A 22,935-nucleotide genomic window follows, 5' to 3' on the forward strand; every position below is an offset into this window, starting at 1 on the left:
AAAATTGTAATTTCACTTTATGAAAGAAGGAATATTATGCCAAAATTAATATTATGTAGACATGGTCAAAGTGTGTGGAATGCAGAAAACTTATTTACAGGCTGGGCAGACGTTGATTTATCAGAACAAGGTGAGCATGAAGCTATAACATCTGGAAAAAAATTAAAAACGCAGGGTATTGAAATTGATATTGTGTATACCTCATTACTTGAACGTGCTATTAAAACCACATATCATTTATTAAATGAATCTAACCAATTATTTATCCCTATAATTAAATCTTGGAGATTAAATGAAAGACATTATGGCGGTTTGCAAGGATTAAATAAAGATGATGCTCGAAAACAATTCGGTGATGATCAAGTGCATATTTGGAGACGTTCATACGATGTTGCACCGCCAAAACAAGATGAGGCACAAAGAGAGGGCTATTTAAATGATCGTAAATATGAACATTTGGATAGACGTGTGATGCCTGAATCAGAAAGTTTAAAAGATACCTTAGTAAGAGTCATACCTTATTGGAACGATCAAATTTCGCAACAACTTTTAGATGGTAAAACCGTACTTGTATCTGCACATGGCAATTCACTACGTGCGCTTATTAAGTATTTAGAAGATGTGTCTGATGAAGATATAATAGGTTATGAAATCAAAACAGGTGCTCCTTTAATTTATGAACTTACAGATGATTTGCAGGTTATAGATAAATATTATTTATAAGTAATAAATAGAAATCTAGAAGAGACAGAAATCTAAGTTTTAAAAAGGATTTCGTCGTCCCATTCTGGCAAGGAAGATTAGGCTAAAGGATTACCTGAGCAGAAGCTCATGCATAAGAATCACTAACTTAAAACAATGAGAAAGAAAGCTGAGACAATTCATTTGTCTCAGCTTTTTTATGGAAAATACAGTGAAATATCTGAAAGACAGAATTTAAACAATAAAAACGCCGAGATGCCATATTAATTTTTATTGCGTTTATGTTGTTGAATTATCTTCCGTGCACGTTTTCGTGTTTTTATATTAGGGCTATTTAAGTTTCTGCGTGCTGTTTGCAAGTCTAATTTCATCAATAAAACCTCCTTTATAAATAATAATTATGAAGTATAAAATTAAGTTTGTAAATAGTAATTATTACGATTTGAACAAAGGAGTATAGTATGTTTAAAAAATAACAATCTTTTTGAGTTATTTTAATGTCATGTAAACATTTTATATGTATAATGCATAAATGCGACTACTTACAGTAGTATAGAATAACGAGTAAATAGGAGATAATAATGACTCAAAAAACAAAAATGATAATGATATTAATGATGTTGTTTGGTGGTTTCTTTGGACTATTAAATGAAACACTTTTAACAACAGCTTTACCGAGTATAATGAAAGATTTCAATATTGACTATACGCAAGTACAATGGCTAACAACGGCCTTTTTATTAACGAATGGTGTGGTTGTACCGTTATCAGCAATGATTATACAACGTTTTTCAACAAGACAAGTGTTCTTAACAGCAATTTTTATATTCTTTATAGGTACAATCATTGCAGGATTTAGCCCGAATTTCACAGTGCTATTAAGTGCTAGAATTATTCAAGCAATGGGCTCAGGTATTATGATGCCATTAATGATGACTACAATTTTAGATATATTCGAGCCACATGAACGTGGGAAATATATGGGGACTTTTGGACTAGTCATAGGATTAGCTCCAGCAATCGGACCAACACTTTCTGGTTATTTAGTAGAGTATTTTGATTGGCGCTCATTGTTCCATGTTGTTGCACCAATCGCAGCAGCTACTTTTCTTGTATCAATAAAATTTGTTAAAAATGTTGGTACAAATAGAAAAGCACCAATCGATATACTATCTATTGTCTTATCGGTATTAGGGTTCGGTGGCTTGTTATATGGGACAAGTTCATTATCCAGAGATGGATGGAATGATCCTATCGTATTAACAACGATTATTGGTGGATTAGTTTTAGTCATATTATTTATTTTCCGCCAAACAAAATTAGCAACACCGTTATTAGATTTCTCAGTATTTAAAAACAGTCAATTTGCAGTTGGTATTGTTATCATGGCCTTTACGATGATAGCCATGATTGGTTCAGAAACTGTATTGCCAATGTTTGTACAAAATATTATGAAAGATTCAGCATTACAGTCTGGTTTAATATTATTACCTGGGGCAATAGTGATGGGTATTATGTCTGTTGTATCTGGTTTTTTATATGAAAAATATGGTGCAAAAATACTTGCCTTCATAGGTATGCTGATTGTTGTCGTAACGAGTTCATATTTTATATTTATGGACGAAAACACTTCATCAGCTATGTTAGCAACGATTTATGGAATCCGAATGATTGGTATTGCACTCGGTTTAATGCCGTTAATGACACATACAATGAACCAGTTATCTCGAGATATGAATGCGCATGGTTCTTCTATGACTAATACAGTGCAACAGATATCAGCTTCGATAGGAACAGCAGCGCTCATAACAATCATGAGCCAAGTAGCTAAAGATTTTTCGCCTGATATGAGTGACTATAGTGGCATGGGCAAAAAAGAAATGGCTATGCAAATTCAACATGAAGCATTGTTGAGTGGATATCATGCAGCATTTTGGTTCGCAGTCATCATTTCTATTATTAGTTTAATAAGTGTATTTATGCTTAAAAGTAAGCGACAAATAGAGCAAGAGCAACGCGAACAAGAAGAAGCAAATTAAAAAGATAGTAAAGGAAAACAGTCGACAACTTGTGTATTGTCGACTGTTTTTATATTCGGAAAGAGGTATATAAATATAATGTTTTTGTTGTTATATATTAAAGAAACTGTGTTATTTTTATTTACCCTTATATATAGTAATAATTGAAGACTGACGTGAGTCGTTTTATAGAACATTCGATGAGATTATATGATGAACCATTTCAATTAGTAAATAAAGGTTCGAAAACTGTAGAAATACGATTAAATGATGAAAAAAAGTAAGCAGTTCAACAGGAGGATGTTATAATATTTACTAATTTAAATTCAGGTGAGCAATTGAAGGTGAAAGCGAATCGCCTTGAAGTATTTCATTCATTTCAAGATTTAGTGCAACAATACTCAAATTAAGCGCTTGGATTCGATGATAATATACAGTTATCCAAAGAGTTAGCATCTATTTATCAAATATATTCACAAACCGATGGACTTCATTTGGGTGCACTAGCATATGCATTTAATTGACTAAAAGATGTGATGTTAAATTTTTTAGGCATAAAAAAGGAGCCGACATGCAAGATGTCTTGCTCCTTTTTATAGTTTGTAGTAATGAAGATGTAATCTCTATAATTTTCCAGTTAATTTGCCAAGTCGATAAAGTCCTGGTTTGATAGGCTTAATAAAATCACCTATATATTCTTCAACATTTGCGTTGAAACCTTTTTTGAACTGTTGTACACCATAATCAATTGCATCTTCACTAAAGTCTCCAGTAATACCGTAGAAATTATAACGGTCAATTTGGTGCGCCTTAGCAAATTTAATCATTTCCCATTGTAGTTTATACGCCCCCATATAGGCATTATAAGCTGGATTAGAACCACTAGATAAATAATACACTTCATAGTCATTATAAATATAGATAGCAGCTGCCAAATCTAGGATTGAACCATCAGTGTCAATGGTTTTGTTGGTATCATCAATTTTACGTTGCGTACTTGTAATTTGCTGATTGAGTTGTGTTTGCTTTGTTTTTTGTTTTTTTGAATTGGGACTTTCTTGTAATGATGTTTCAACATCTTTCATTTGACTATTTAATGAATCTAATTTTTGCTGTAGATTACGAACGTATTCAGTTAAATCAATATAGGCTAATTGTATTGACGCATACCCTTGGTAATCTCTCTGTAGTTGTTCAAAGTATGGTTCATCACGGAAACTGAAACCGTGTTTTTCTTCAGCCATTTTAAACAATTTGAAAAAGCGGCTTGTTTCTTCGATAGGTAATTGACGTACTTTGACGCCCATTTCTTCAGTACGCTTAATATTGCGACGCGTTTGATAATCCATCTCTTTAAGTAATTGTTGTTCTGATTTATCTTTTAAATCTAAAACAGATAACCAGCGGATTTGACTTGTTTTGGAATAACCAACGGGATAACCTTGATGTATGTAACCCAATTTTTCTAAAGTGCGAATAAGCATACGATTATCATAAGATTCAATAATTTCACCATCAGCATTACGCAAATTTTCTAATATATATGGATCAAGTAATACATAAAGGCAGTTATGCTGTTTGAGATAGTTTGTTAATGAACTAAAATAAAAATCAACAAGTGCTATATTATTATAATCTAAAATAGGGCCTCGTTGACTATAAAAGTATTTGAAGAATTTTAACGCGCGGGCTTCTGTAAACATACCTGCGGCTATGACTTCTCCATTATCGTCTTTAACACCTAACAAATGTGCATTGTGTTGGGCATCATAATTGACGCGTGTTTGTGTATAGTGTGAAAAATGATTGTGTGTGAATTTTTGGAATTCTTCGGGGGTAAGATTCACGAATAACATATATATTTGCCTCCTTAAATGGCAATGATTATTTTCGAAATATAGTTGGACAACTTATAATCAGTATAACAAAATTACTATTAAATACCATGTTTTATAAAAAAATAAATTGCAATATTAAAAAGATTTTATTATATACTATATGGTATTGATTTTTGGGATGAATTGAAAAATAATATAGTACATTGTAACGATTCAGTGTATGATGTTATTTACGGTTATAATGTATATTAAATGATTTAATAGAGAATAGGAAATGTTTTAGGAGTGAAATGAATTATGAAAAAAATTTTAACATTAATAATAGCAGCTACAGTGATGGTTGTTGGTTGTAGTAGTGGCAAATATGCAGACAAAATAGATAAAGCAGTTCATAAACAACAAAATTACCAAAAACATCTTGCACAAGAGCATAAAGGTGATATTGAACATAAATTCGAAAAAAAAGATGCTAATATATATGTTTATGAAAAAGGTAAATTTGTAATAATTGCTTATAAGCCAATAAAAAATGATGAAGAAGTACATTACTATACTTATAAATTTATTAATGGTAAAGCTAAGTTTATAAAAGATTTTAATCCAAAAGGTTATTCACAGAAACATGAACCAGACTATAAAGAAGAAAACATGGATGTAGATGAGTAACACTCAAATGAATTGAGGTGCAAACAATGAACAAGCCATGGTATTATATTGTGTTTATTTTAACGCTTGTGTTAGCAGTTGGGTGCACAAGGGCAGAAGATACGCATAAAGAAGATGGAAAAACAGCTGATGGTAAAATAAGAATCATTGAGTATGGAGATTTTAAGTGTCCATATTGCAAAAAAGTCGAAGAAAAGATAATGCCAAAATTAAAAAAAGACTATATCGATTCAGGCAAAGTAGATTATCAATTTGTAAATATGGCTTTTTTAGGTGAGGATTCTATTATAGGATCAAGAGCAGGTCATGCTGTACAAAGATTAGCACCTGAACATTATTTAAAATTCCAAGCATTGATGTTTCAGCAACAACCTAATACTGAAAAAGAATGGATTACACAGCGTATAGTGGATCAACAAATCGATCAACTTAAAGTGAGTCCAGAACTTAGAGATAAAATAAAACATGACTATAAAGCAAAACATAGTCAATCTTGGAAAGCGGCTAAAAAGGATCAAGAACAATACAAAGCACATCACATTGATACAGCACCTACTGTATTCGTTCATGGTCAGAAGTTAGACGATCCGTATGATATTGAAAGTTACAGGAAAATATTAGAAAAAGAATCAGATGATTAGTAGTAAGTGAATTTTGAATTTAAGCACAAACAAAGCAAAGCTACGATTTGCTTTGTTTGTGCTTTTTATTTTTAAAAAGTAAATCGTAATAATTACGAAAAAAACGGCGATTGGTATTGCATTAAAGAGGAATAAAGCATATAATAATAAATCGTAACAATTACTATTTAGGAGGATTTAAATTGAAACAATATGCATATATAAGCATTATCGTGTTGGCATTAATCACTATCCTAACAGCTTGTGGAAAAGGTGATTCCGATAATACAGAGTCGAATAAGAAAATAAAAATAAATACTACTGTGTATCCTTTAAAATCATTTGCTGAACAAATAGGAGGAAAGCACGTAGATGTACATTCGATTTATCCGGCCGGGGCAGATTTACATAGCTATGAACCTACGCAAAAAGATATTATTAATGCATCAAAAGGCGATTTATTTGTTTATACAGGGGACCATCTTGACCCAATAGCTAAAAAAGTAGCTGCAACAATTAAAAAAGATGACAACAAATTATCACTTGAAGAAAAAATAGATAAGTCTCAATTGCTGACTGATCAACATAGTCACGAGGGAGAAGGAGAAAATCATAGTCATGAAGCGCATCATCATAATGGGTACGATCCTCATGTATGGATGGATCCTAAATTTAATCAGTCATTTGCTAAAGCAATTAAAGATGAACTAATTAAGAAAGATCCAAAGCATAAAAAAACATATGAAGCTAATTATAAAAAATTAAATAAAGATTTAAAAGATATAGATCATGAAATGAAGCGTGTTACAAAAGATAAACACAAAAATACGATATTTATATCCCATGAATCTATTGGATACCTTGCGGAAAGATATGGTTTTGTGCAAAAAGGTGTACAAAATATGAATGCTGAAGATCCATCGCAACAAGCATTGTCTAAAATAGTGAAAGAAATTAAAGAATCTGGTGCAAAATATATTTTATATGAAGACAATGTATCAAATAAAGTAACAGATACGATACGTCAAGAAACAGATGCTAAGCCTTTAAAATTTTATAACATGGAAACGTTAAATCAAACACAACAAAAAGATCATAAATTGAATTACCAAGCATTGATGAATAAAAATATATCAAATATTGATAAAGCTTTGAGTGATCATATTCAAATTCAAGATGATAAGAATCAAAGTAAGCATGATAAAGCAATTTCTGATGGCTATTTCAAAGATAGCCAAGTTAAAGATAGAGCGTTGTCAGATTATAAAGGTCATTGGCAATCGGTTTATCCATACTTAAAAGATGGTACTTTGGATGAAGTGATGAAACATAAAGCTGAAAATGATAAGTCAATGACTGCTAAAGCGTATAAAACATATTATAACAAAGGTTATAAAACTGATATAAGTAACATCAGTATTACGGAAGATGCCATAACATTTGAAAAAAATGGTGAAAAAGAAACAGGAAAATATATTTATGACGGTAAGGATATATTAAAATATGACAAAGGTAATAGAGGTGTGAGATATACATTTAAGTTAGCAAATGATAATAGCAAATTACCTAAATATGTGCAATTCAGTGATCATAATATTGCACCAAAGAAAACTGAGCACTTTCATATATTTATGGGCAACGATAAAGATAAAGTCTTAAAAGAATTAGATAATTGGCCAACCTATTATCCTGAATCACTTAAGCCTGAAGATATAAAAGAGGAAATGTTAGCGCATTAATAGTAATGTTTTAATAAAACCTTCAAGAGGAATTGAAAGTTTTATGAATAGTTCATTCAGTAAAGGGAATAAATTAAAAGAGTCATAGGTTGAGCTTTTTTGTTTGATATATTTTATATACTTGGTATAATAAATGTATTGAATAACTTATCATATCTTGGAGGTATAAATATAATGACAAAATTTAATTTTGATCCAGCACATTCAGTAGTAGAATTTTCAGTTAGACACTTAATGATTTCAAATATTAAAGGTAGATTTACAGAATTTAATGCTAATCTTGAAGGTAATCTCAATGATTTAAGCACGTTAAAAGGGAGCTTCACTATTGACGCTAACTCAATAGATACACGCATAGGAGATCGTGATTCGCATTTACGTAGTGGTGATTTCTTAGATGTTGAAACTTATCCTGAAATTAAATTTGAATTAGCAAAAGCTGATGAAAAATCAATTACTGGAAATGTTACAATTAAAGGTGTAACGAAAGAAGAAACTTTTGATTTATCATATGAAGGTCAAAGTAAAAATCCAATGAACGGAGCTACAACAGTTGGCTTTATTGTTAATGGCTCAATCGATCGTGAAAAATATGGTATTACATTTAACCAAGCACTTGAAACTGGTGGCGTTATGATTGGTAAAGATGTAAATTTCCAAGTCAGTTTAGAATTTGCTTTAGAAGACTAAATTTAATATATAAAGAAGCGCTACTCGACCATCGAGTAGCGCTTCTTTTATGGTTGTTGATTTTTCTTTTCACGGTAATATTGCACGACGATATAACTGATGAATATTAATGAAAGGATAGTTAATACAATTGATGAAATAATGACGTATGTTGGATTAGTGTAATCACTGCCAGTAAAGATTAGGCCAAGTAGGTTTGGAATACACAAAATTAAAATAAGACCGGCAAAATATTTTTGCTTTAATAAAAAACATATAGCTATTGTCATTATTAACAGTATGCTTCCAGTCACAAAGTTAGTGGTTTGATTTGGCGCCCAAAAAGTGAATATTGGATAATGACGTAATAAGTATTCACTTAATAAATAGATGCCAAAGATTGCAGCAGATGAAAAACCTATGGCGGTGTAAGTCTTTTTACTGTCTCCCCACGTCATAATTAATTTTTTGAAGAAAAATAATATAAAAACGAATGAGCCGATAAATATGAAAATGATATAAAAAATAAGCGCTAATGTTAGTTGAAATGAGTTATCTAACATTCTAGGAATGATAACCATGATAGTCATAAACGAAATGAAATAAAATATGTATTTATAAATGCCTTGTGTTAAATTCAGCTCTTTTGAGAAAGTATTAGCATATGTTTTTACTGGGGTATTCAATAAATCATCGGTACTTTCATTTTGCGCTTCAGCAGTGATGATATGGTCTCGTAATTCTTCTTCAATCTCATTAACTTCCTTTTCATTCTTACCTCGAAACAATAATTCGATACGTAATTTTAACAAAAAATCTTCTGCTTTTTTAGTTAACATCATTAACACTCCTCATCAAATTATTCATACCATTATTTAGATATTGCCATTTAGTTTTGAAATTTCTGAGTTCGTTTATACCGGCTTGTGTAATTGAGTAATATTTACGTTGAGGTCCACTAGTTATAGATTTTTTTGAAACACTCGTAACATAGCCTTTTTTATTTAATCGTAATAATACGGGATAAATACTACCATCACTGATTTCTGGAAATTGTTGTGCTTTCAATTTATCTAATATTTCATAGCCATAAGTTTCGCCTTGAGCAATTAAACCCAAAATTGCTCCATCTAGTAATCCCTTCATCATTTGATCTGATATTGACATGATACCCCTCTTTTCACTATCTTATATTGTAAGATAGTATAATCCTAGATTGCGTCAACTATAGTTTAATGAAAGATAGTAAGTTAAGAATTAAGTCTTTTCATTTTGGGTAATGTAAATTGAAAGAAGGAGATGATAATATGACTACTGATTTACCTAAAATAGGGAAACCAGCGACGAATGCGTTACATAATATAGGTGTAAAATCATTAGAGGATGTTGCTAAATATGATAGAACTACCTTATTGGGTATTCATGGTGTCGGTCCAAAAGCGATTGATATTTTGGAAGATACTTTGAAAAAGAATGATATGCAGTTTAAGAGTGATTATGAATTTGATGTGCTATTCAACTTAACGGGTGATTTGAAGTGTGATAACGCACCAAAAAGAAGGGCGATGCTTGAATTTTTAATTGCTTCTGCAAGCGTTGATAAAGATAAACTACAAGCAATGGTTGCAGAAGATTTTAAATGGAACGTAGCTGGTGCATTTGAATTAGATGGCTTTGAAACATATTATCAAGAACTTGAAGCACATATAACGACAATTGAATCTATAGATGTAAAAGACAATATAAGCCATGGTAAATATGGCGCGTTACATGGTACTCAAATATTAAAAGATGGTACGACAATTTACTTTGCAGATATGTTTGAGTTTGAAAGTCACCGTAAAGATGCTAAGGTAAAATCAATCACGTCATATATCATAATGGACGAAGGAGAATCATAGATGAGTGTACAAGTTGAAGAAAATAAAATCATTTTCACTAGAAATTTTAAAGCTACAGCAGAACAAATATTTAAAGCATACACGGAACCAAATTTATTTAAAGAATGGTTTCATCCACAAGGTGCTTCTACAGAAATATATGAATTTGATGTGCAAACAGGAGGCAAAGCCTTTTTTGCAATACGTGCACCTCAAGGTACAAGCTATACAGTAACGCAATATAATAAAGTGATTGAACCTAAAGTGATTGATTACAATGATTATTTTGCAGATAAAGATGGTAGTATTGATAAAAAAATGGCAGGTATGCATAATACGATTCACATCGAAACATGTGAAGATGATACATCAAAAGTTACTTCAGTTGCTGAATTACCTGACCCTAAGGCAGCACAACAATTAATAGATATGGGAGTCGAAGCAGGTATGAATAGTACGTTCGATAATTTAGAGTTATTATTAGAAAAGTTATAAAAGACTAAAATGTTAAAAATATGTTGAAATTAACCTCAAAAAGAAACTAATCTTTTCGATATAATAGTATTGAAAAGAGGTGTATGTATTGAAGAAACGCTATATAAAAGTACTCGGTTTATATTCATTTAGTACATTAATTCCTACACTGTTATTAAATGAAAGACGGTTTGGGAACCATATATTTAAATGGTTGTTACGTACGTTAGTAGGATATGGTATTTTTGCCTATGGTTTACATTTTTTAAGCAAATTCAAACAATAATTCAATTGTTGTTATACCTTTTATTTATTGCGTAGGTAGTTAGCTACGTAAATTGATAAATAAGAAATCTTAAAAAGTGTCAGTGCAACGCAAGTTGCACTGACACTTTTTATTTTAATATGAATTGAGAGACTCACCATTTGTTTCTATTACGTTACGATACCAATCAAAAGATGCCTTTTTCTTACGTTCCAACGTGCCATGTCCATTGTTATCTCTATCTACATAAATGAGACCATAACGTTTTTTCATTTCTCCAGTTGTGAAAGAGATAATATCGATTATTCCCCATGGTGTGTATCCCATGAGGTCGACACCATCTTCATCAGCAGCTTTGATTGCAGCATCTATATGCGCTTTAAGATAATCAATACGATATGTGTCGTTAATTTCACCATGTTCATTAAATTCATCGACAGCACCAAAGCCATTTTCGACGATAAATAAGGGAATTTGATAGCGATCATATAGCGTATTGAGCGTATAACGTAATCCAGTTGGATCGATAGCCCAACCCCAATCACTTTGTTGAATAAATGGATTATCTACAGAATGATTTAATCCACCGTTTGTAACGTTTTCGCCTTTATAAGATTCTACGTCATGTTTTACTACAGTACTCATATAGTAGCTGAAGCCAATATAGTCCACAGTGCCTTCTTTAAGTATCTTTTCATCGCCTTCTTGCCAGCCAATATGATAACCTTTTTGTTCGAACATTTTATTAGCATAACCTGGGTAATAACCGCGTACTTGTACGTCTGGGAAGAAGAAGCGGAGCCTATTTGCTTTTACAAATTCCATCATATCCTCTGGATTACATGAATAAGGATAGATTGCTACATGTGAAATCATTAATCCTATTTCAAAATTAGGGTTAATTTCTTTACCAATTTTCACTGCTTTAGCACTTGCTATGAGTTCGTTATGAGCTACTTGGTAAAGTACTTCTTCTGAATTTTCATTCTCATCAATGCTAACTCCAGAATTTGTCCATAAGAAAATTGGATTATCGGTATCCATTTGATTGTTGATCTCGTTAAAAGTCATCCAATATTTCACTTTATCTTTATAACGTTTGAACACAGTTTCAGCAAAGTGAGCAAAGAAGTCAGCTACTTTTCTATTTCTAAATCCACCGTATTCACGAGCTAAATGCAAAGGCATTTCAAAATGAGATAATGTGATTACAGGTTCAATACCATATTTAATTAATTCATCAAAAACATGATCATAAAATTGTAGTCCGGCTTCATTTGGTTCAATTTCATCACCATTTGGAAAGATTCGGGACCATGCGATTGAAGTACGTAAACATTTCAAACCCATTTCATTAAACAGTGCTATATCTTCTTTATAGCGGTTATAAAAATCAATACCTATATGATTTGGGTAATATTTTTGTGGATCTATATCTTGCGTAATTTCACGTGCTTTTCCATGTGCACCACTTGTCATAACATCTATTACGCTCAACCCTTTACCATCTTGGTCATATCCACCTTCGAATTGATTGGCAGCTAAAGCGCCGCCCCATAAGAAATCTTTTGGTAATTTTGTCATTTTAAAGTCCTCCTGTAAAATAATTATTTATTAATAATAGTTAATAATGCATCGCTTAATGTAGCTTGTGTATTATCTGAAGTGATGATTTCATTAAATTCAGCTGAATTCGTAATGATAATTGGGATGATTGAATCAAAGCCACCATCTTCTATTTGCTTGCGTTCAAATTTTAATATGGGTTGTCCTGATTTAACATAGTCATTTTCAGCAATTAACAATTCAAATCCCTTTCCATTCAACTGGACAGTATCTAGTCCAACATGTATTAGCAACTCAACCCCTGTAGTTGATGTTATACCAATGGCATGTTTACTAACTGCAATCATACTAACAATGCCTTCAAAAGGTGAGTGCACCGTTTGGTCATCTGGTTTTATAGCAATGCCTTCTCCCATCATGCCTTCTGCAAAAATAGGGTCATTTACTTCTGACAGTGGCACAACTTCGCCACTTATTGGCGCATATACTTTTGTTTCAAGGTTGTTGTCGAGTGTATGTGAATCTGTGTCTACATTTGTTTTTTTATCAGTATGCTCAACTTCTTCGGTAGTGTCATCACCAAATCCTATAAATTGAATTAATACAATTGGTAAAATAATGGCTATGACTGAACCAATAAGAATTCCCCAAATAGATGTTGGATTATCAGCACTATAGCCATTCACAATAGTAATGGGACCAGGAAGTCCAGCATAAGCATAATACTTAGGATTAAAGAAACTAGCCACAAATGCACCAATAGCACCGCTGATACAAGCAATAATAAAGGGTTTTTTAAAGCGTAAATTAATACCGTACATAGATGGTTCTGTTATACCAAAAATACCAGTAATACCTGCAGAGGAAGCTACGCGTTTGATTTCTGTTCGTTTTGCTTTAATAAGTACACCTATAACAGCACCAATTTGTGAAATGACAGCAATAGTTTGAAATGCCTGAAATGCATCACTTTTATGTTGTTCAAAGTTTGCTAATACCATTGGTGTAATACCCCAATGTACGCCAAAAATGACAAATATTTGCCATAGTCCACCGATCAATGCACCAGCTAACCACGGTGCTACATCAACAAGATAGTTGAATCCGCTAGCAATACCATGTGCAGCGATAGTTGTGATTGGACCTATGATTAATAATGTTATCGGCACCATAATAACGATGCTTAAAAATGGTGTAAATAATGGTTTTACAACATCATGAATCCACGTATTAAGATATTTTTCAACATAGGATAATATCCAAACTAAGAATAATGGTGGTAATACTGAAGACGTATAGCTTGTCTCAGTCAAAGGAATACCTAAAAGTTTAATAGATTCACCGTCTTGTATTCTTTCGATAATACCAGCTAAATCAGGACTCACTAAAGCAGCGGTACAAGCAACGGCTATATAAACATTCACATTAAAGTGTCTTGCAGCAGTCATAGCAATGAATATAGGTAGAAAAGTAAAAGGAGCCCATGACATAAAGTTAAATACTTCATAGGTACCTGTATCTTTAAAAGAAGGAATAATAAGGTTTATTACAATTAGTAGACCTTGTAGAATACCAGCAGCAGCTAAAATATAAATAAAGGGCGCAAACACAGCAGACATAGTGGCAATAATTCTATTTAATATAGATCCTTTATTTTCTGAACTTTCGTTACTATTTAATTGTTGATCAGTTGTTAAATGCTCAAAGTGTTTGAATACTTCTCCCACATTATTTCCAATAACGACTTGAAATTGTCCATTATTCTCTACTACTGTAACAACACCGTCAATTTCAGATACTTTTTTATTTGAGTCTGGAATAGATCTTTTTAATACTAAACGTAATCTGGTAGCACAATGTGTGCTATTAACAATATTTTCTTCACCACCCACGGCATCTAATATTTGTTGAGCCAGTATTTGATTTTTATCAGTCATGGTTTTCAGCTCCCTGATTTCAGTTTATGTAAACGCTTTAGTTAATTATAATTATACCGGTACAATTTGTAAAGACCTTATTAAAATAAATGTTCGGTTTATTTAATTGTGTTCATGTTATAATGAGTTTGAATTTAATTTAAAGGGGTCAGTATATGCTTAAGTATGAAAAAATAGTCCAGCAAATGGTTGAATATATTGAAGTAGGTCATTTTCAAGCTGGTGATAAATTACCAAATGTAGAAACATTAAAAGAAAAATATAATGTAAGTAAAAGTACGATAATTAAAGCACTTGAAAAATTAGAAAAGTACGGAATGATTTATCAAGCAAGAGGAAGTGGTATATATGTGCGCAATAAACAGCGGGAAGGATATTTGAATTTATTTTCAACGGGCGGATTTAGTGATGAAATGGTTGGTTTAGAAGTGACAAATAAGGTGCTTAATATAAATGAAATAAAGGCGCCTGAAAGTGTTCGGCAGATATTGAAACTGGATAGTAATGCTCAAGTGTACCAATTAGAACGACTCATATATGTTGATGGAAATATTTTATGCTATGAGCATTCGTATTTTAATAAAGACGTTGTCTTATTTCTCAATGAATCCATTGCTGAAGAATCTATATTTAAATATTTAGAACAGCATTTAAAAGTAAAAATTGGATTTTCAGATATTTATTTTACGGTTGATAAATTGGATGACAAAGATGCCGAATTACTCAAATTATCAAAAGGGAATCCTTGCTTAAAATATGAACAAGTATTTTATACAACTACAGGGATACCGTTTGATTGTTCACATTTAACCTATCATTATCAAAATTCACATTTTTATATTCCATCTCAAAAATAAAACGCTCATATAACTTTGTTCATCTTATACTGCGCGTAAGAATAAGTTATATAAGCGTTATTAAAAACGGTCTATGACCGATTGAATCGTATACGTGTTCAGTTTGTTAATGATAGTATCGTCTATTTCGGTATAAATGTCATCCAAGGCATGGCTTATATTTTTCCCTACATGACAATGTTGATTCGTATCTTTGTGGATTTTTGCAAAGTGCATAGAATCTGAAAAAACAAGTTGATATAATTGACCTAGTTTAATTTCATTTGCGGCACAAGATAAGCTATAACCGGAAATACCCTGACTACTTTGGATATAGCGTCCTTCTTTTAAATAACGGCATAATTTACGAACAAGTGTAGCATTGCTATTAATACTATCTGCAATATATTGACTAGATACTGGTTCTTGTTCTGTAGAAAGTAGGGTGAGAATGTGTATGGATACGGAAAATTGAGTGTTCAAATCTAAGTCTCCTTTTGAGTAATGCTTGTGTATGTTTTAATTACAAGTAGATTTTACTTCAAATGATAGCAACGTGCAATGTTATCATTATAAGAAAATATGCTAAAAACACTATTAAGTATTGAAATAAACTCATATAATAACATTGTTAGTAAATTAATAATTTGAAAATTGAAAAGGAGTGCGAGTGGTTTATGGTAGATAATGACAAGTCTATAAAAGATACATATACGTCGAAGGAAACAATTGAAAATATCAATAACCAGGTTCAAATCAAAGAAGTCATGTTTGATCAAACGCCAGGGCGTTATGCACTGAAATCAATTATGTCAGGATTTCTATTAGCTATTGTGACAGTATTTATGTTAGGTATTAAAACGCAATTTACAGGTACGAACGAAGGTTTAGTAAACCTTATGGGTGCTATTTCCTTTAGTTTAGCATTAGTACTGATCGTGTTAACGAATTCAGAATTATTAACAAGTAATTTTATGTATATGACAGTAGGCTGGTACTATAAAATGATTGGTATGAATAAAGCGTTAGGTATTATGTTTATTTGCTTCTTATTCAATATCATCGGCGGTTTTATACTGTTCGCATTAATGAAATTCACACCTATTATGACACCGGAAATGATCAGTAGTTTAACCAGTATGGTCGATGGCAAAACGATAGATAGTACTTGGTATGCGATTTTAGTAAAGGCTATTTTTTGTAATTTCTTTATTAATATTGGCATTTATGTATCAATTCAATTTAAAGATGGTTTATCAAAAGCATTCTTTATCGCATGTGGTGTGATTGTGTTTGTATTTATGGGATATGAACATGTGGTATTTAATGCAGGGTTATATTCTGGTATGGTTTTTTATGACTTTGATGCGGTAGCATGGTTACATGTATTGAAAAATATCTTTTTTGCATTTATTGGTAACTTTATCGGTGGTGGTATTTTTGTAGGATTAGTTTATGCATACTTAAATGGTAGAAGAGATAGTTTGCATAGTAAATCTTAATCTTTATATACCTCTAGAATGTGAACGGATACGATAATAAAGTATGAATTCTAGAATAGTTTATCTATGCATAACAACATCTATATCATATTTTTCGAGTCATAATAATGAGCGCTGTTATTGACATTTTATTTGAAAAATACAGGGCATATGATATCAATTTGAATTGTGCGCAATATTCTAAAACATATTAATTGACTCAAATATAAACAAGCCATATTGTATTTATAGAATTTAAAAGTATATCTATGGTTAATCATTTAATTTTAATGATGGGATAAACAATGAAGAGATAGGAGTGACAACATGTCTGAATACAATATAAGGATTGCTACAGAGTCAGATGCAGAAGTGTTACAACAACTGATGCATGAGGCTTTTACCCCTTTAAGAGAATTGGGAATAGATTGGCCATCTGTTAATGCTGATTTAACATTAGTAAAAGATAATTTAACAAAAAATACTACATTCGTATTAGAAGATGATAAGGAAATCATTTCTACAATTACAGTGCGTTTCCCATGGGAAAGTAAACGCCGTATTTCAATTTATCCATTTGTATGGTGGTTTGCTACTAAGCCATCGTATGATGGTAAAGGGATAGGTAGTAAATTGTTAAAATACGTGGAAGAAACATTTTTGCGAGATACACTTAAAGTGCCTGCTGTAACATTAGGTACTTCTGCTCGAAAACACCCGTGGCTTTTAGATATTTATAAAAAAAGAGGTTACGAAGTATACGCAGAACATGAAAATGATGACGGTGATTTAGGTGTCATTATGCGTAAGGTGTTAATACCAGAAAGATTTGATGAAGACGTATTAGGCATGCCGCCATTTCATTAAAATTTAAAAATAAGTTTAAGGAATTCTTTTATTATATAAATAAGGGGATTCCCTATTTTTATTTATAATTGTGAATTAATTCACAAAAATCTGTTTATTTATATTACAATGCAAATATAAAGTAGATGAAGGAGTTCGTTATGAAGGCAAATATAATCGTCATACATGGTATGCACAGCGGAAAGCAAAATGAAATACTTCATAATTTTGTTTCTAAATTAATGGAGCGAAGTAAAACAATGGTTCATGTTGCCTTTCTAGAGAGTAAATCACAAACGGTAGAAAGTGTAGTTGTAAAATTGCTGCAGCAAGGGTATTCGGAATTCATTATTATACCGTTACTTATCTTTCCAGCTAAACATTATTACGAAGATATTCCTTTTATTTTGAACAAATTGAAATCGAAATATCCGACGATGCATTATGTTATTTCAAAAACACTCGGTACACATAAACAGATGTCTAAAATAATTCAGAAAAATATTTTAGATACTTTAAAAAATATAAATCATATAGAACAGATCATATTGATTGCGCATGGCAGTTCTAATTATCTAGAACCTGACTATGAATTGAAAAAATTAATGCAGGCATGTGATGTTTTTGATTTGCCTATGCAAATGCTCACTGTTTATGGCGAGTACAATTATCGTCAAAAGATACAAAGATATTTGTTAGAAAATACCAGTGTATTAATCGTTCCAGTCTTTCTTTATGACGGTTATATTGTTAATGAAATAAAAGCGGGCATCAATCAAATGTATAGGACGTGCGAAATTAATTATACGAATGCGATCAATTTTCCGCCTGAACTCCATAAAATCATAGCAGATAGAATTCGAGAAACAGAGGTGCTTTGTGGTGTATCCAGTACAACTTAATTTAATGAATAAAAATATTGTCATTATAGGAGGCGGTACCATTGCTTATAGAAAGGCAAAAAATATTTTAAAAGAAAATCCACAATCTTTAACTATAATCAGTAAAAAATTTTTGCCCGAATTTTTTGAACTTGAGCATCATAACTTTAAATTAATTACAAAGTGTTATGACAAACATGATATTCAGCATGCTGATTTAGTTATTGCGGCAACCAATCATCAATCTATAAACAATCAAATTAAAGATGATGCAAAAAGCACGCAATGGGTCAACCACTGTGGAGACAAGGCACAGTCAGATTTTTTTAACATGTTAGAGATCACATATGAAAATATAAAAATAAATTTTAGGTCAGAAGGCCAAGATTACAACAAAATGAAAAAAATGGCACAAGCAGTAGAAAGGTTTTTAACAGAATTTTATGAGGAGGAAAATTCATGTCAAAACAAAAACTTGTGATGATTGGTAATGGAATGGCAGGTTTAAGAACCATTGAAGAGATATTAGAACGCGATAAAGATAAATTCGATATTACAATCATTGGGAAAGAACCCTACCCCAACTATAATCGAATTATGTTATCGAATATACTTCAACAGAAAATGACAATTGAAGAAACGATTATGAATCATTTTGATTGGTATAAACAAAATAATATAGCGTTGATTACAGATGACCCTGTTGTTGAAGTGAATCGAAATCAAAAAATGGTAACGACACAACAAGGTCGTATATTTGAATTTGATCTTTGTATATTTGCTACTGGTTCTAAAGCTTTTGTCTTGCCTATACCTGGCGCATTATTGCCGAGTGTGATTGGATGGCGCACGATTGAAGATACTGAAAGATTAATCGAAATTGCTCAATGCAAAAAAACAGCTGTTGTGATTGGCGGTGGATTGCTTGGTTTGGAATGTGCAAAAGGGTTGATGGATCAAGGCATGGACGTCACAGTAGTACACTTGGCTGAATGGCTCATGGAAATGCAATTAGATGAAAAGGCAGGACGTCTTTTGAAATCGGATTTAGAAGCACAAGGCATGAAATTTAAATTACAGGCAAGTACGAAAGCAATCTTAGGTGAAGAAGACGTCACTGGTATTGCTTTAGCTGATGGGACAACGATTGAAGCGGATTTAGTTGTCATGGCAGTTGGAATTAGACCTTACACTAAAGTTGCTGAAATGAGTGGTATCGACGTTGGCAGAGGAATCAAAGTGAATGACTATATGCAAACAAGCGATCCATCTATATATGCAGTTGGAGAATGTGCAGAACACAATGGGAAAGTATATGGTTTAGTTGCACCTTTATATGAACAAGGTAAAGTATTAGCTGATTATTTAACAGATAAAGATACTGATGGTTATAAAGGTTCAACTACTTTTACTTCTCTGAAAGTTTCAGGATGTGATTTATATAGTGCTGGTCACATTATAGAAAGTGATGGGGTTAAAGCCCTGGAGACATTTGATAGTCAAAGCAACCATTATAAAAAAATATTTTTAAAGATAATGTCATTGTAGGAGTAGTCTTATATGGTGATATTGAAGAGGGCTCTCGATTCTTTAATATGATGAAAAAAGAAGCATTAATTGAAGATTATACAAGAGTCTCTCTCTTACATAAAGATGGAGAAGCGATAGGCGTTAGTATAGCAGATATGTCAGATGATGAAACGATTTGTGGTTGTAATGGTATTGAAAAAGGTGTCATTACCAATGCGATTCATGCAGAAGGTCTGACAAGTATAGATGAGGTTACAAAAGTAACAAAAGCAGGTAATTCATGTGGAAAATGTAAGGGTCTTATTGGTCAAATATTAGAGCATACATTAGGCGAAGATTTTGTTGCTAATAAATCTACAGGTATATGCGATTGTACGGATTTAACACGCGATCAGATTGTAACGCAAATTAGAGCAAAAGGGTTAAAAACATCTGAATCTGTGAGACAACAATTAAATTTTAAAGATAAACATGGTTGTCCTAAATGTAGACCAGCGCTTAACTACTATTTAAATATGGTATATCCTTTCGAGCACGAAGATGAAATAGAATCAAGATTTGCAAATGAACGATACCACGCTAATATTCAAAAAGATGGTACATTTTCAGTTATTCCACAAATGCGTGGTGGTGTTACCGATGCAGCACAATTAATACGTTTAGGTGAAGTTGCACAAAAATATAATGTACCACTTGTTAAAGTAACCGGCTCACAACGGATTGGATTATATGGTATTGAGAAAGAATGGCTGCCTAAGGTATGGGAAGATTTAGGAATGAGATCAGCTTCAGCATATGGTAAAAAAACACGCTCCGTTAAAAGTTGTGTAGGTAAAGCTTTTTGCCGTTTTGGTACTCAAAATACAACTGAATTAGGTATGAAATTGGAAAAAACTTTTGAATACATTGATACACCGCATAAATTTAAAATGGGTGTATCTGGATGTCCGAGAAGTTGTGTAGAATCAGGTGTTAAAGATTTTGGAGTTATTGGTGTGGAAAATGGTTTTCAAATATATATAGGTGGCAACGGCGGTACAGAAGTAAGTATCGGACAACATTTAACGACTGTAGAAACTGAGGAAGAAGTTATAAGATTATGTGGCGCGTTGATGCAATACTACAGAGAAACTGGTATCTATGCTGAACGCACAGCACCTTGGATAAATCGCTTAGGTTTTGACAATGTCAAAGATGTGTTATTAAATCCATCAAGACAAGATGAACTTTTCAACCGCATTATGGAAGCTAAGCAGGCAGTAGAACAAGAACCATGGTCACACATTTTAAATGATCAATCAGTTAAACGTATATTTGAAGTAGAGGAAGTGAATGTATAATGACAACAAACAAAGTGAAAGTAACTTCAATTAATGAGCTTACATCACTCATTGGTAAAAAAATGATCATTCAAGATAAAGAAATCGGTATATTTTTAACTGAAAATGGTTCGGTGTACGCGGTAAATAATATATGTCCTCATAAACAAGGCCCACTTTCAGAGGGCACTGTAAGTGGAAACCATGTTTATTGTCCGTTACATGATCAAAAAGTAGACTTAAAGACTGGTGAGTTAGAGGACTCTGAATTAGAATGCGTTACGGTATATGATGTGGAAGTTCATAATGGAGATGTGTATCTATGCCTGTAAATGATTTAGGAAAAGTTTTTCTTGTTGGTGCTGGACCAGGAAACCCTATGTTGCTCACCAAAAAAGCAGAATATTTAATTAGAACAGCAGATATTATATTTTATGATCGGTTAGTTAATCCAGTTATATTACAGATTGCAAATCCCCTTACAGAAATTGTCGATGTTGGTAAAAAACCATATCACAAACATATAAATCAAGAAGAAATCAATGAGAAAATCATATTTGCAGCTAAACATCATCAGCGTGTCGTTAGATTAAAAGGTGGAGACCCATCTATATTTGGGCGCGTGCAAGAAGAAACGCATGCACTTTTCAAACAAAATATAGCATTCGAAATTGTGCCTGGTATTACGACTGCAAGTGCAGCAGTAGCCAGTTTAGGAATTGGATTGACAGCAAGGAATATTGCCAAAAGTGTCATATTCACTACGGGTTCTTATTGCAACGATCAAACTCAAATGTTTGATTTAAAAAGTCTTATGAATGGTGGGACTTTAGCCATATACATGGGTATGAAAAAGTTAACAGATATTTTGGATTATATATACACAGAAGCGCAGATTGATTATCCGGTGGTTATATTAAAACACGTTTCTTTATATAATGAACGAGTAATTTCTGGTAAATTGTCTACAATTGCTAAAAAAATGAATGAACAACAGTGGCATCAACCTGGTATCTTACTTATTGGTGAATTGTTGGATGAGCAATATATTAGGTATGAAAATATAAAAGATAATAGCTCTAAAACTTACTTAATTAAAGGCCCCCGAAATAAAGCAATTGAAAAAGTATTCGAACTTTGCGAAACAGGAAATAACTGTTTGTTACAACCAGATAACAATATAACTTATCATCAAAGTCAGCTTATGCTATATGAACAATTGCAAGATCAATGGGCGTTTGATGCAGTCATTGAACTAGGGAAATCTTAATCAAGAAATTCCATCTAATAAACTGTAATAATGATTTATTTTTAAGATTAAACAAAGAGAAGCAGAAAATTTTCTAATAAAGATCGCGTTATACCATAAGCATTTGAGATTGATTTATATCTCAGATGCTTATTTTACTATAGGAAAATAACGTATGTGGATATACCTATTTTGAGATTGTAAACCTAGAGCGTTTGCATAAGTTAAATGATGATTGATATCACTTTAAAAAAATATTATTTATTGTTGTATCTATTTTTATAATGCACATACTAATTAATATAAAAACCATAATTAACTACAGTTTTCTATACAAATACAGAAATCTTATGATAAAAAATAACAATTGCATAGCAATATAAATATATAGTTATTTAAAAATTTACAATAAATTAATT

Annotated in this window: 23 protein-coding genes and 1 pseudogene; 17 read left to right on the forward strand and 7 right to left on the reverse strand. The window is 32.0% G+C overall.

Features of this window, described 5'->3' with window-relative positions; genetic code table 11:
• The first annotated feature begins 36 nt into the window (after window positions 1-36).
• Window positions 37-723 (forward strand): 2,3-diphosphoglycerate-dependent phosphoglycerate mutase, encoded by a 687-nt coding sequence (locus BTJ66_RS07420; RefSeq protein ID WP_099090335.1) that lies wholly within the window; start codon window positions 37-39, stop codon window positions 721-723.
• Window positions 724-965: 242 nt separating this feature from the next.
• On the opposite strand, the gene BTJ66_RS07425 is transcribed toward BTJ66_RS07420, so the two are convergent.
• Window positions 966-1,073 (reverse strand): putative metal homeostasis protein, encoded by a 108-nt coding sequence (locus BTJ66_RS07425; protein WP_099090336.1) that lies wholly within the window; start codon window positions 1,071-1,073, stop codon window positions 966-968.
• Window positions 1,074-1,283: 210 nt separating this feature from the next.
• On the opposite strand from BTJ66_RS07425, the gene BTJ66_RS07430 reads away from it, so the two are divergent.
• Window positions 1,284-2,741 (forward strand): MDR family MFS transporter, encoded by a 1,458-nt coding sequence (locus BTJ66_RS07430; RefSeq protein ID WP_099090337.1) that lies wholly within the window; start codon window positions 1,284-1,286, stop codon window positions 2,739-2,741.
• 602 nt (window positions 2,742-3,343) lie between these two features.
• On the opposite strand, the gene BTJ66_RS07440 is transcribed toward BTJ66_RS07430, so the two are convergent.
• On the reverse strand, window positions 3,344-4,576 hold the full coding sequence (locus tag BTJ66_RS07440; protein WP_099090338.1) for an aminoacyltransferase: 1,233 nt from the start codon (window positions 4,574-4,576) through the stop codon (window positions 3,344-3,346).
• A 279-nt stretch (window positions 4,577-4,855) separates the two neighbouring features.
• Between BTJ66_RS07440 and BTJ66_RS07445 the strand changes: the two genes are divergently transcribed.
• The 4 genes from BTJ66_RS07445 to BTJ66_RS07460 all read left to right on the forward strand — a co-directional run bounded on the left by BTJ66_RS07445 (window position 4,856) and on the right by BTJ66_RS07460 (window position 8,273).
• Window positions 4,856-5,224 (forward strand): cystatin-like fold lipoprotein, encoded by a 369-nt coding sequence (locus tag BTJ66_RS07445; protein ID WP_099090339.1) that lies wholly within the window; start codon window positions 4,856-4,858, stop codon window positions 5,222-5,224.
• A 26-nt stretch (window positions 5,225-5,250) separates the two neighbouring features.
• Window positions 5,251-5,865, forward strand: a complete 615-nt coding sequence (locus tag BTJ66_RS07450; RefSeq protein WP_099090340.1) for a DsbA family protein — start codon at window positions 5,251-5,253, stop codon at window positions 5,863-5,865.
• A 182-nt stretch (window positions 5,866-6,047) separates the two neighbouring features.
• Window positions 6,048-7,583: a zinc ABC transporter substrate-binding lipoprotein AdcA gene (adcA, locus tag BTJ66_RS07455; RefSeq protein ID WP_099090341.1), complete on the forward strand. Its 1,536-nt coding sequence runs from the start codon at window positions 6,048-6,050 to the stop codon at window positions 7,581-7,583.
• Window positions 7,584-7,757: 174 nt separating this feature from the next.
• Window positions 7,758-8,273 (forward strand): YceI family protein, encoded by a 516-nt coding sequence (locus BTJ66_RS07460; protein ID WP_099090342.1) that lies wholly within the window; start codon window positions 7,758-7,760, stop codon window positions 8,271-8,273.
• Window positions 8,274-8,320: 47 nt separating this feature from the next.
• On the opposite strand, the gene BTJ66_RS07465 is transcribed toward BTJ66_RS07460, so the two are convergent.
• The gene (locus BTJ66_RS07465) at window positions 8,321-9,091 is read right to left on the reverse strand and encodes a hypothetical protein (protein ID WP_167380380.1); all 771 of its coding nucleotides are present in this window, start codon (window positions 9,089-9,091) and stop codon (window positions 8,321-8,323) included.
• Window positions 9,081-9,419, reverse strand: coding sequence for a PadR family transcriptional regulator (locus BTJ66_RS07470; protein WP_099090343.1), 339 nt, complete (start codon window positions 9,417-9,419; stop codon window positions 9,081-9,083). Before BTJ66_RS07470 ends, BTJ66_RS07465 begins: the two co-directional genes overlap by 11 nt.
• Before the next feature lie 140 nt (window positions 9,420-9,559).
• Here BTJ66_RS07470 and BTJ66_RS07475 point away from each other — a divergent pair, with 140 nt between their 5' ends.
• The 3 genes from BTJ66_RS07475 (at window position 9,560) to BTJ66_RS13635 (ending at window position 10,892) form a co-directional block, all read left to right on the forward strand.
• On the forward strand, window positions 9,560-10,153 hold the full coding sequence (locus tag BTJ66_RS07475) for a helix-hairpin-helix domain-containing protein (protein WP_099090344.1): 594 nt from the start codon (window positions 9,560-9,562) through the stop codon (window positions 10,151-10,153).
• Window positions 10,154-10,627, forward strand: a complete 474-nt coding sequence (locus BTJ66_RS07480; RefSeq protein WP_099090345.1) for an SRPBCC family protein — start codon at window positions 10,154-10,156, stop codon at window positions 10,625-10,627.
• Window positions 10,628-10,715: 88 nt separating this feature from the next.
• A complete protein-coding gene (locus BTJ66_RS13635) occupies window positions 10,716-10,892 on the forward strand; it encodes a hypothetical protein (RefSeq protein WP_167380381.1) in 177 nt (58 codons plus the stop codon).
• A gap of 114 nt (window positions 10,893-11,006) precedes the next feature.
• Here the strand turns inward: BTJ66_RS13635 and BTJ66_RS07485 are convergent, their stop codons facing one another.
• A complete protein-coding gene (locus BTJ66_RS07485; RefSeq protein ID WP_099090346.1) occupies window positions 11,007-12,455 on the reverse strand; it encodes a 6-phospho-beta-glucosidase in 1,449 nt (482 codons plus the stop codon).
• A gap of 23 nt (window positions 12,456-12,478) precedes the next feature.
• A complete protein-coding gene (locus BTJ66_RS07490) occupies window positions 12,479-14,374 on the reverse strand; it encodes a beta-glucoside-specific PTS transporter subunit IIABC (protein ID WP_099090347.1) in 1,896 nt (631 codons plus the stop codon).
• A gap of 155 nt (window positions 14,375-14,529) precedes the next feature.
• On the opposite strand from BTJ66_RS07490, the gene BTJ66_RS07495 reads away from it, so the two are divergent.
• Window positions 14,530-15,231 (forward strand): GntR family transcriptional regulator, encoded by a 702-nt coding sequence (locus BTJ66_RS07495; protein ID WP_099090348.1) that lies wholly within the window; start codon window positions 14,530-14,532, stop codon window positions 15,229-15,231.
• A gap of 60 nt (window positions 15,232-15,291) precedes the next feature.
• On the opposite strand, the gene BTJ66_RS07500 is transcribed toward BTJ66_RS07495, so the two are convergent.
• Entirely contained in the window at window positions 15,292-15,693 is a 402-nt protein-coding gene (locus tag BTJ66_RS07500; protein WP_099090349.1) for an Rrf2 family transcriptional regulator, read from the reverse strand.
• A gap of 194 nt (window positions 15,694-15,887) precedes the next feature.
• On the opposite strand from BTJ66_RS07500, the gene BTJ66_RS07505 reads away from it, so the two are divergent.
• The 7 genes and pseudogenes from BTJ66_RS07505 (at window position 15,888) to cobA (ending at window position 22,537) form a co-directional block, all read left to right on the forward strand.
• The gene (locus BTJ66_RS07505; RefSeq protein ID WP_099090350.1) at window positions 15,888-16,712 is read left to right on the forward strand and encodes a formate/nitrite transporter family protein; all 825 of its coding nucleotides are present in this window, start codon (window positions 15,888-15,890) and stop codon (window positions 16,710-16,712) included.
• Window positions 16,713-17,018: 306 nt separating this feature from the next.
• The gene (locus BTJ66_RS07510; RefSeq protein ID WP_099090351.1) at window positions 17,019-17,558 is read left to right on the forward strand and encodes a GNAT family N-acetyltransferase; all 540 of its coding nucleotides are present in this window, start codon (window positions 17,019-17,021) and stop codon (window positions 17,556-17,558) included.
• 140 nt (window positions 17,559-17,698) lie between these two features.
• Window positions 17,699-18,439 (forward strand): sirohydrochlorin chelatase, encoded by a 741-nt coding sequence (locus BTJ66_RS07515; RefSeq protein ID WP_099090352.1) that lies wholly within the window; start codon window positions 17,699-17,701, stop codon window positions 18,437-18,439.
• A complete protein-coding gene (locus BTJ66_RS07520; RefSeq protein ID WP_099090353.1) occupies window positions 18,420-18,899 on the forward strand; it encodes a precorrin-2 dehydrogenase/sirohydrochlorin ferrochelatase family protein in 480 nt (159 codons plus the stop codon). Before BTJ66_RS07515 ends, BTJ66_RS07520 begins: the two co-directional genes overlap by 20 nt.
• Window positions 18,878-21,288, forward strand: a pseudogene (gene nirB, locus BTJ66_RS07525) (nitrite reductase large subunit NirB). Before BTJ66_RS07520 ends, nirB begins: the two are co-directional and overlap by 22 nt.
• On the forward strand, window positions 21,285-21,599 hold the full coding sequence (gene nirD / locus BTJ66_RS07530; RefSeq protein ID WP_420801880.1) for a nitrite reductase small subunit NirD: 315 nt from the start codon (window positions 21,285-21,287) through the stop codon (window positions 21,597-21,599). Before nirB ends, nirD begins: the two are co-directional and overlap by 4 nt.
• Window positions 21,590-22,537, forward strand: coding sequence for a uroporphyrinogen-III C-methyltransferase (gene cobA / locus BTJ66_RS07535; RefSeq protein ID WP_099090355.1), 948 nt, complete (start codon window positions 21,590-21,592; stop codon window positions 22,535-22,537). Before nirD ends, cobA begins: the two co-directional genes overlap by 10 nt.
• The last annotated feature ends 398 nt before the right edge of the window (window positions 22,538-22,935 follow it).

It is taken from the genome of Staphylococcus edaphicus, from assembly GCF_002614725.1.
Lineage (GTDB): Bacteria > Bacillota > Bacilli > Staphylococcales > Staphylococcaceae > Staphylococcus > Staphylococcus edaphicus.

What these genes read in the sequence shown, in the direction of transcription:
- BTJ66_RS07470 (WP_099090343.1), bottom strand. Translation starts at nt 9,419, where the DNA reads ATGTCAATATCAGATCAAATGATGAAGGGATTACTAGATGGAGCAATT.
- BTJ66_RS07495 (WP_099090348.1), top strand. Translation starts at nt 14,530, where the DNA reads ATGCTTAAGTATGAAAAAATAGTCCAGCAAATGGTTGAATATATTGAA.
- BTJ66_RS07515 (WP_099090352.1), top strand. Translation starts at nt 17,699, where the DNA reads ATGAAGGCAAATATAATCGTCATACATGGTATGCACAGCGGAAAGCAA.
- BTJ66_RS07440 (WP_099090338.1), bottom strand. Translation starts at nt 4,576, where the DNA reads ATGTTATTCGTGAATCTTACCCCCGAAGAATTCCAAAAATTCACACAC.
- BTJ66_RS07450 (WP_099090340.1), top strand. Translation starts at nt 5,251, where the DNA reads ATGAACAAGCCATGGTATTATATTGTGTTTATTTTAACGCTTGTGTTA.
- BTJ66_RS07420 (WP_099090335.1), top strand. Translation starts at nt 37, where the DNA reads ATGCCAAAATTAATATTATGTAGACATGGTCAAAGTGTGTGGAATGCA.
- BTJ66_RS07445 (WP_099090339.1), top strand. Translation starts at nt 4,856, where the DNA reads ATGAAAAAAATTTTAACATTAATAATAGCAGCTACAGTGATGGTTGTT.
- BTJ66_RS07505 (WP_099090350.1), top strand. Translation starts at nt 15,888, where the DNA reads ATGGTAGATAATGACAAGTCTATAAAAGATACATATACGTCGAAGGAA.
- BTJ66_RS07485 (WP_099090346.1), bottom strand. Translation starts at nt 12,455, where the DNA reads ATGACAAAATTACCAAAAGATTTCTTATGGGGCGGCGCTTTAGCTGCC.
- BTJ66_RS07490 (WP_099090347.1), bottom strand. Translation starts at nt 14,374, where the DNA reads ATGACTGATAAAAATCAAATACTGGCTCAACAAATATTAGATGCCGTG.
- cobA (WP_099090355.1), top strand. Translation starts at nt 21,590, where the DNA reads ATGCCTGTAAATGATTTAGGAAAAGTTTTTCTTGTTGGTGCTGGACCA.
- BTJ66_RS07475 (WP_099090344.1), top strand. Translation starts at nt 9,560, where the DNA reads ATGACTACTGATTTACCTAAAATAGGGAAACCAGCGACGAATGCGTTA.
- BTJ66_RS07465 (WP_167380380.1), bottom strand. Translation starts at nt 9,091, where the DNA reads ATGTTAACTAAAAAAGCAGAAGATTTTTTGTTAAAATTACGTATCGAA.
- BTJ66_RS07510 (WP_099090351.1), top strand. Translation starts at nt 17,019, where the DNA reads ATGTCTGAATACAATATAAGGATTGCTACAGAGTCAGATGCAGAAGTG.
- BTJ66_RS07460 (WP_099090342.1), top strand. Translation starts at nt 7,758, where the DNA reads ATGACAAAATTTAATTTTGATCCAGCACATTCAGTAGTAGAATTTTCA.
- BTJ66_RS07430 (WP_099090337.1), top strand. Translation starts at nt 1,284, where the DNA reads ATGACTCAAAAAACAAAAATGATAATGATATTAATGATGTTGTTTGGT.
- BTJ66_RS07480 (WP_099090345.1), top strand. Translation starts at nt 10,154, where the DNA reads ATGAGTGTACAAGTTGAAGAAAATAAAATCATTTTCACTAGAAATTTT.
- BTJ66_RS07425 (WP_099090336.1), bottom strand. Translation starts at nt 1,073, where the DNA reads ATGAAATTAGACTTGCAAACAGCACGCAGAAACTTAAATAGCCCTAAT.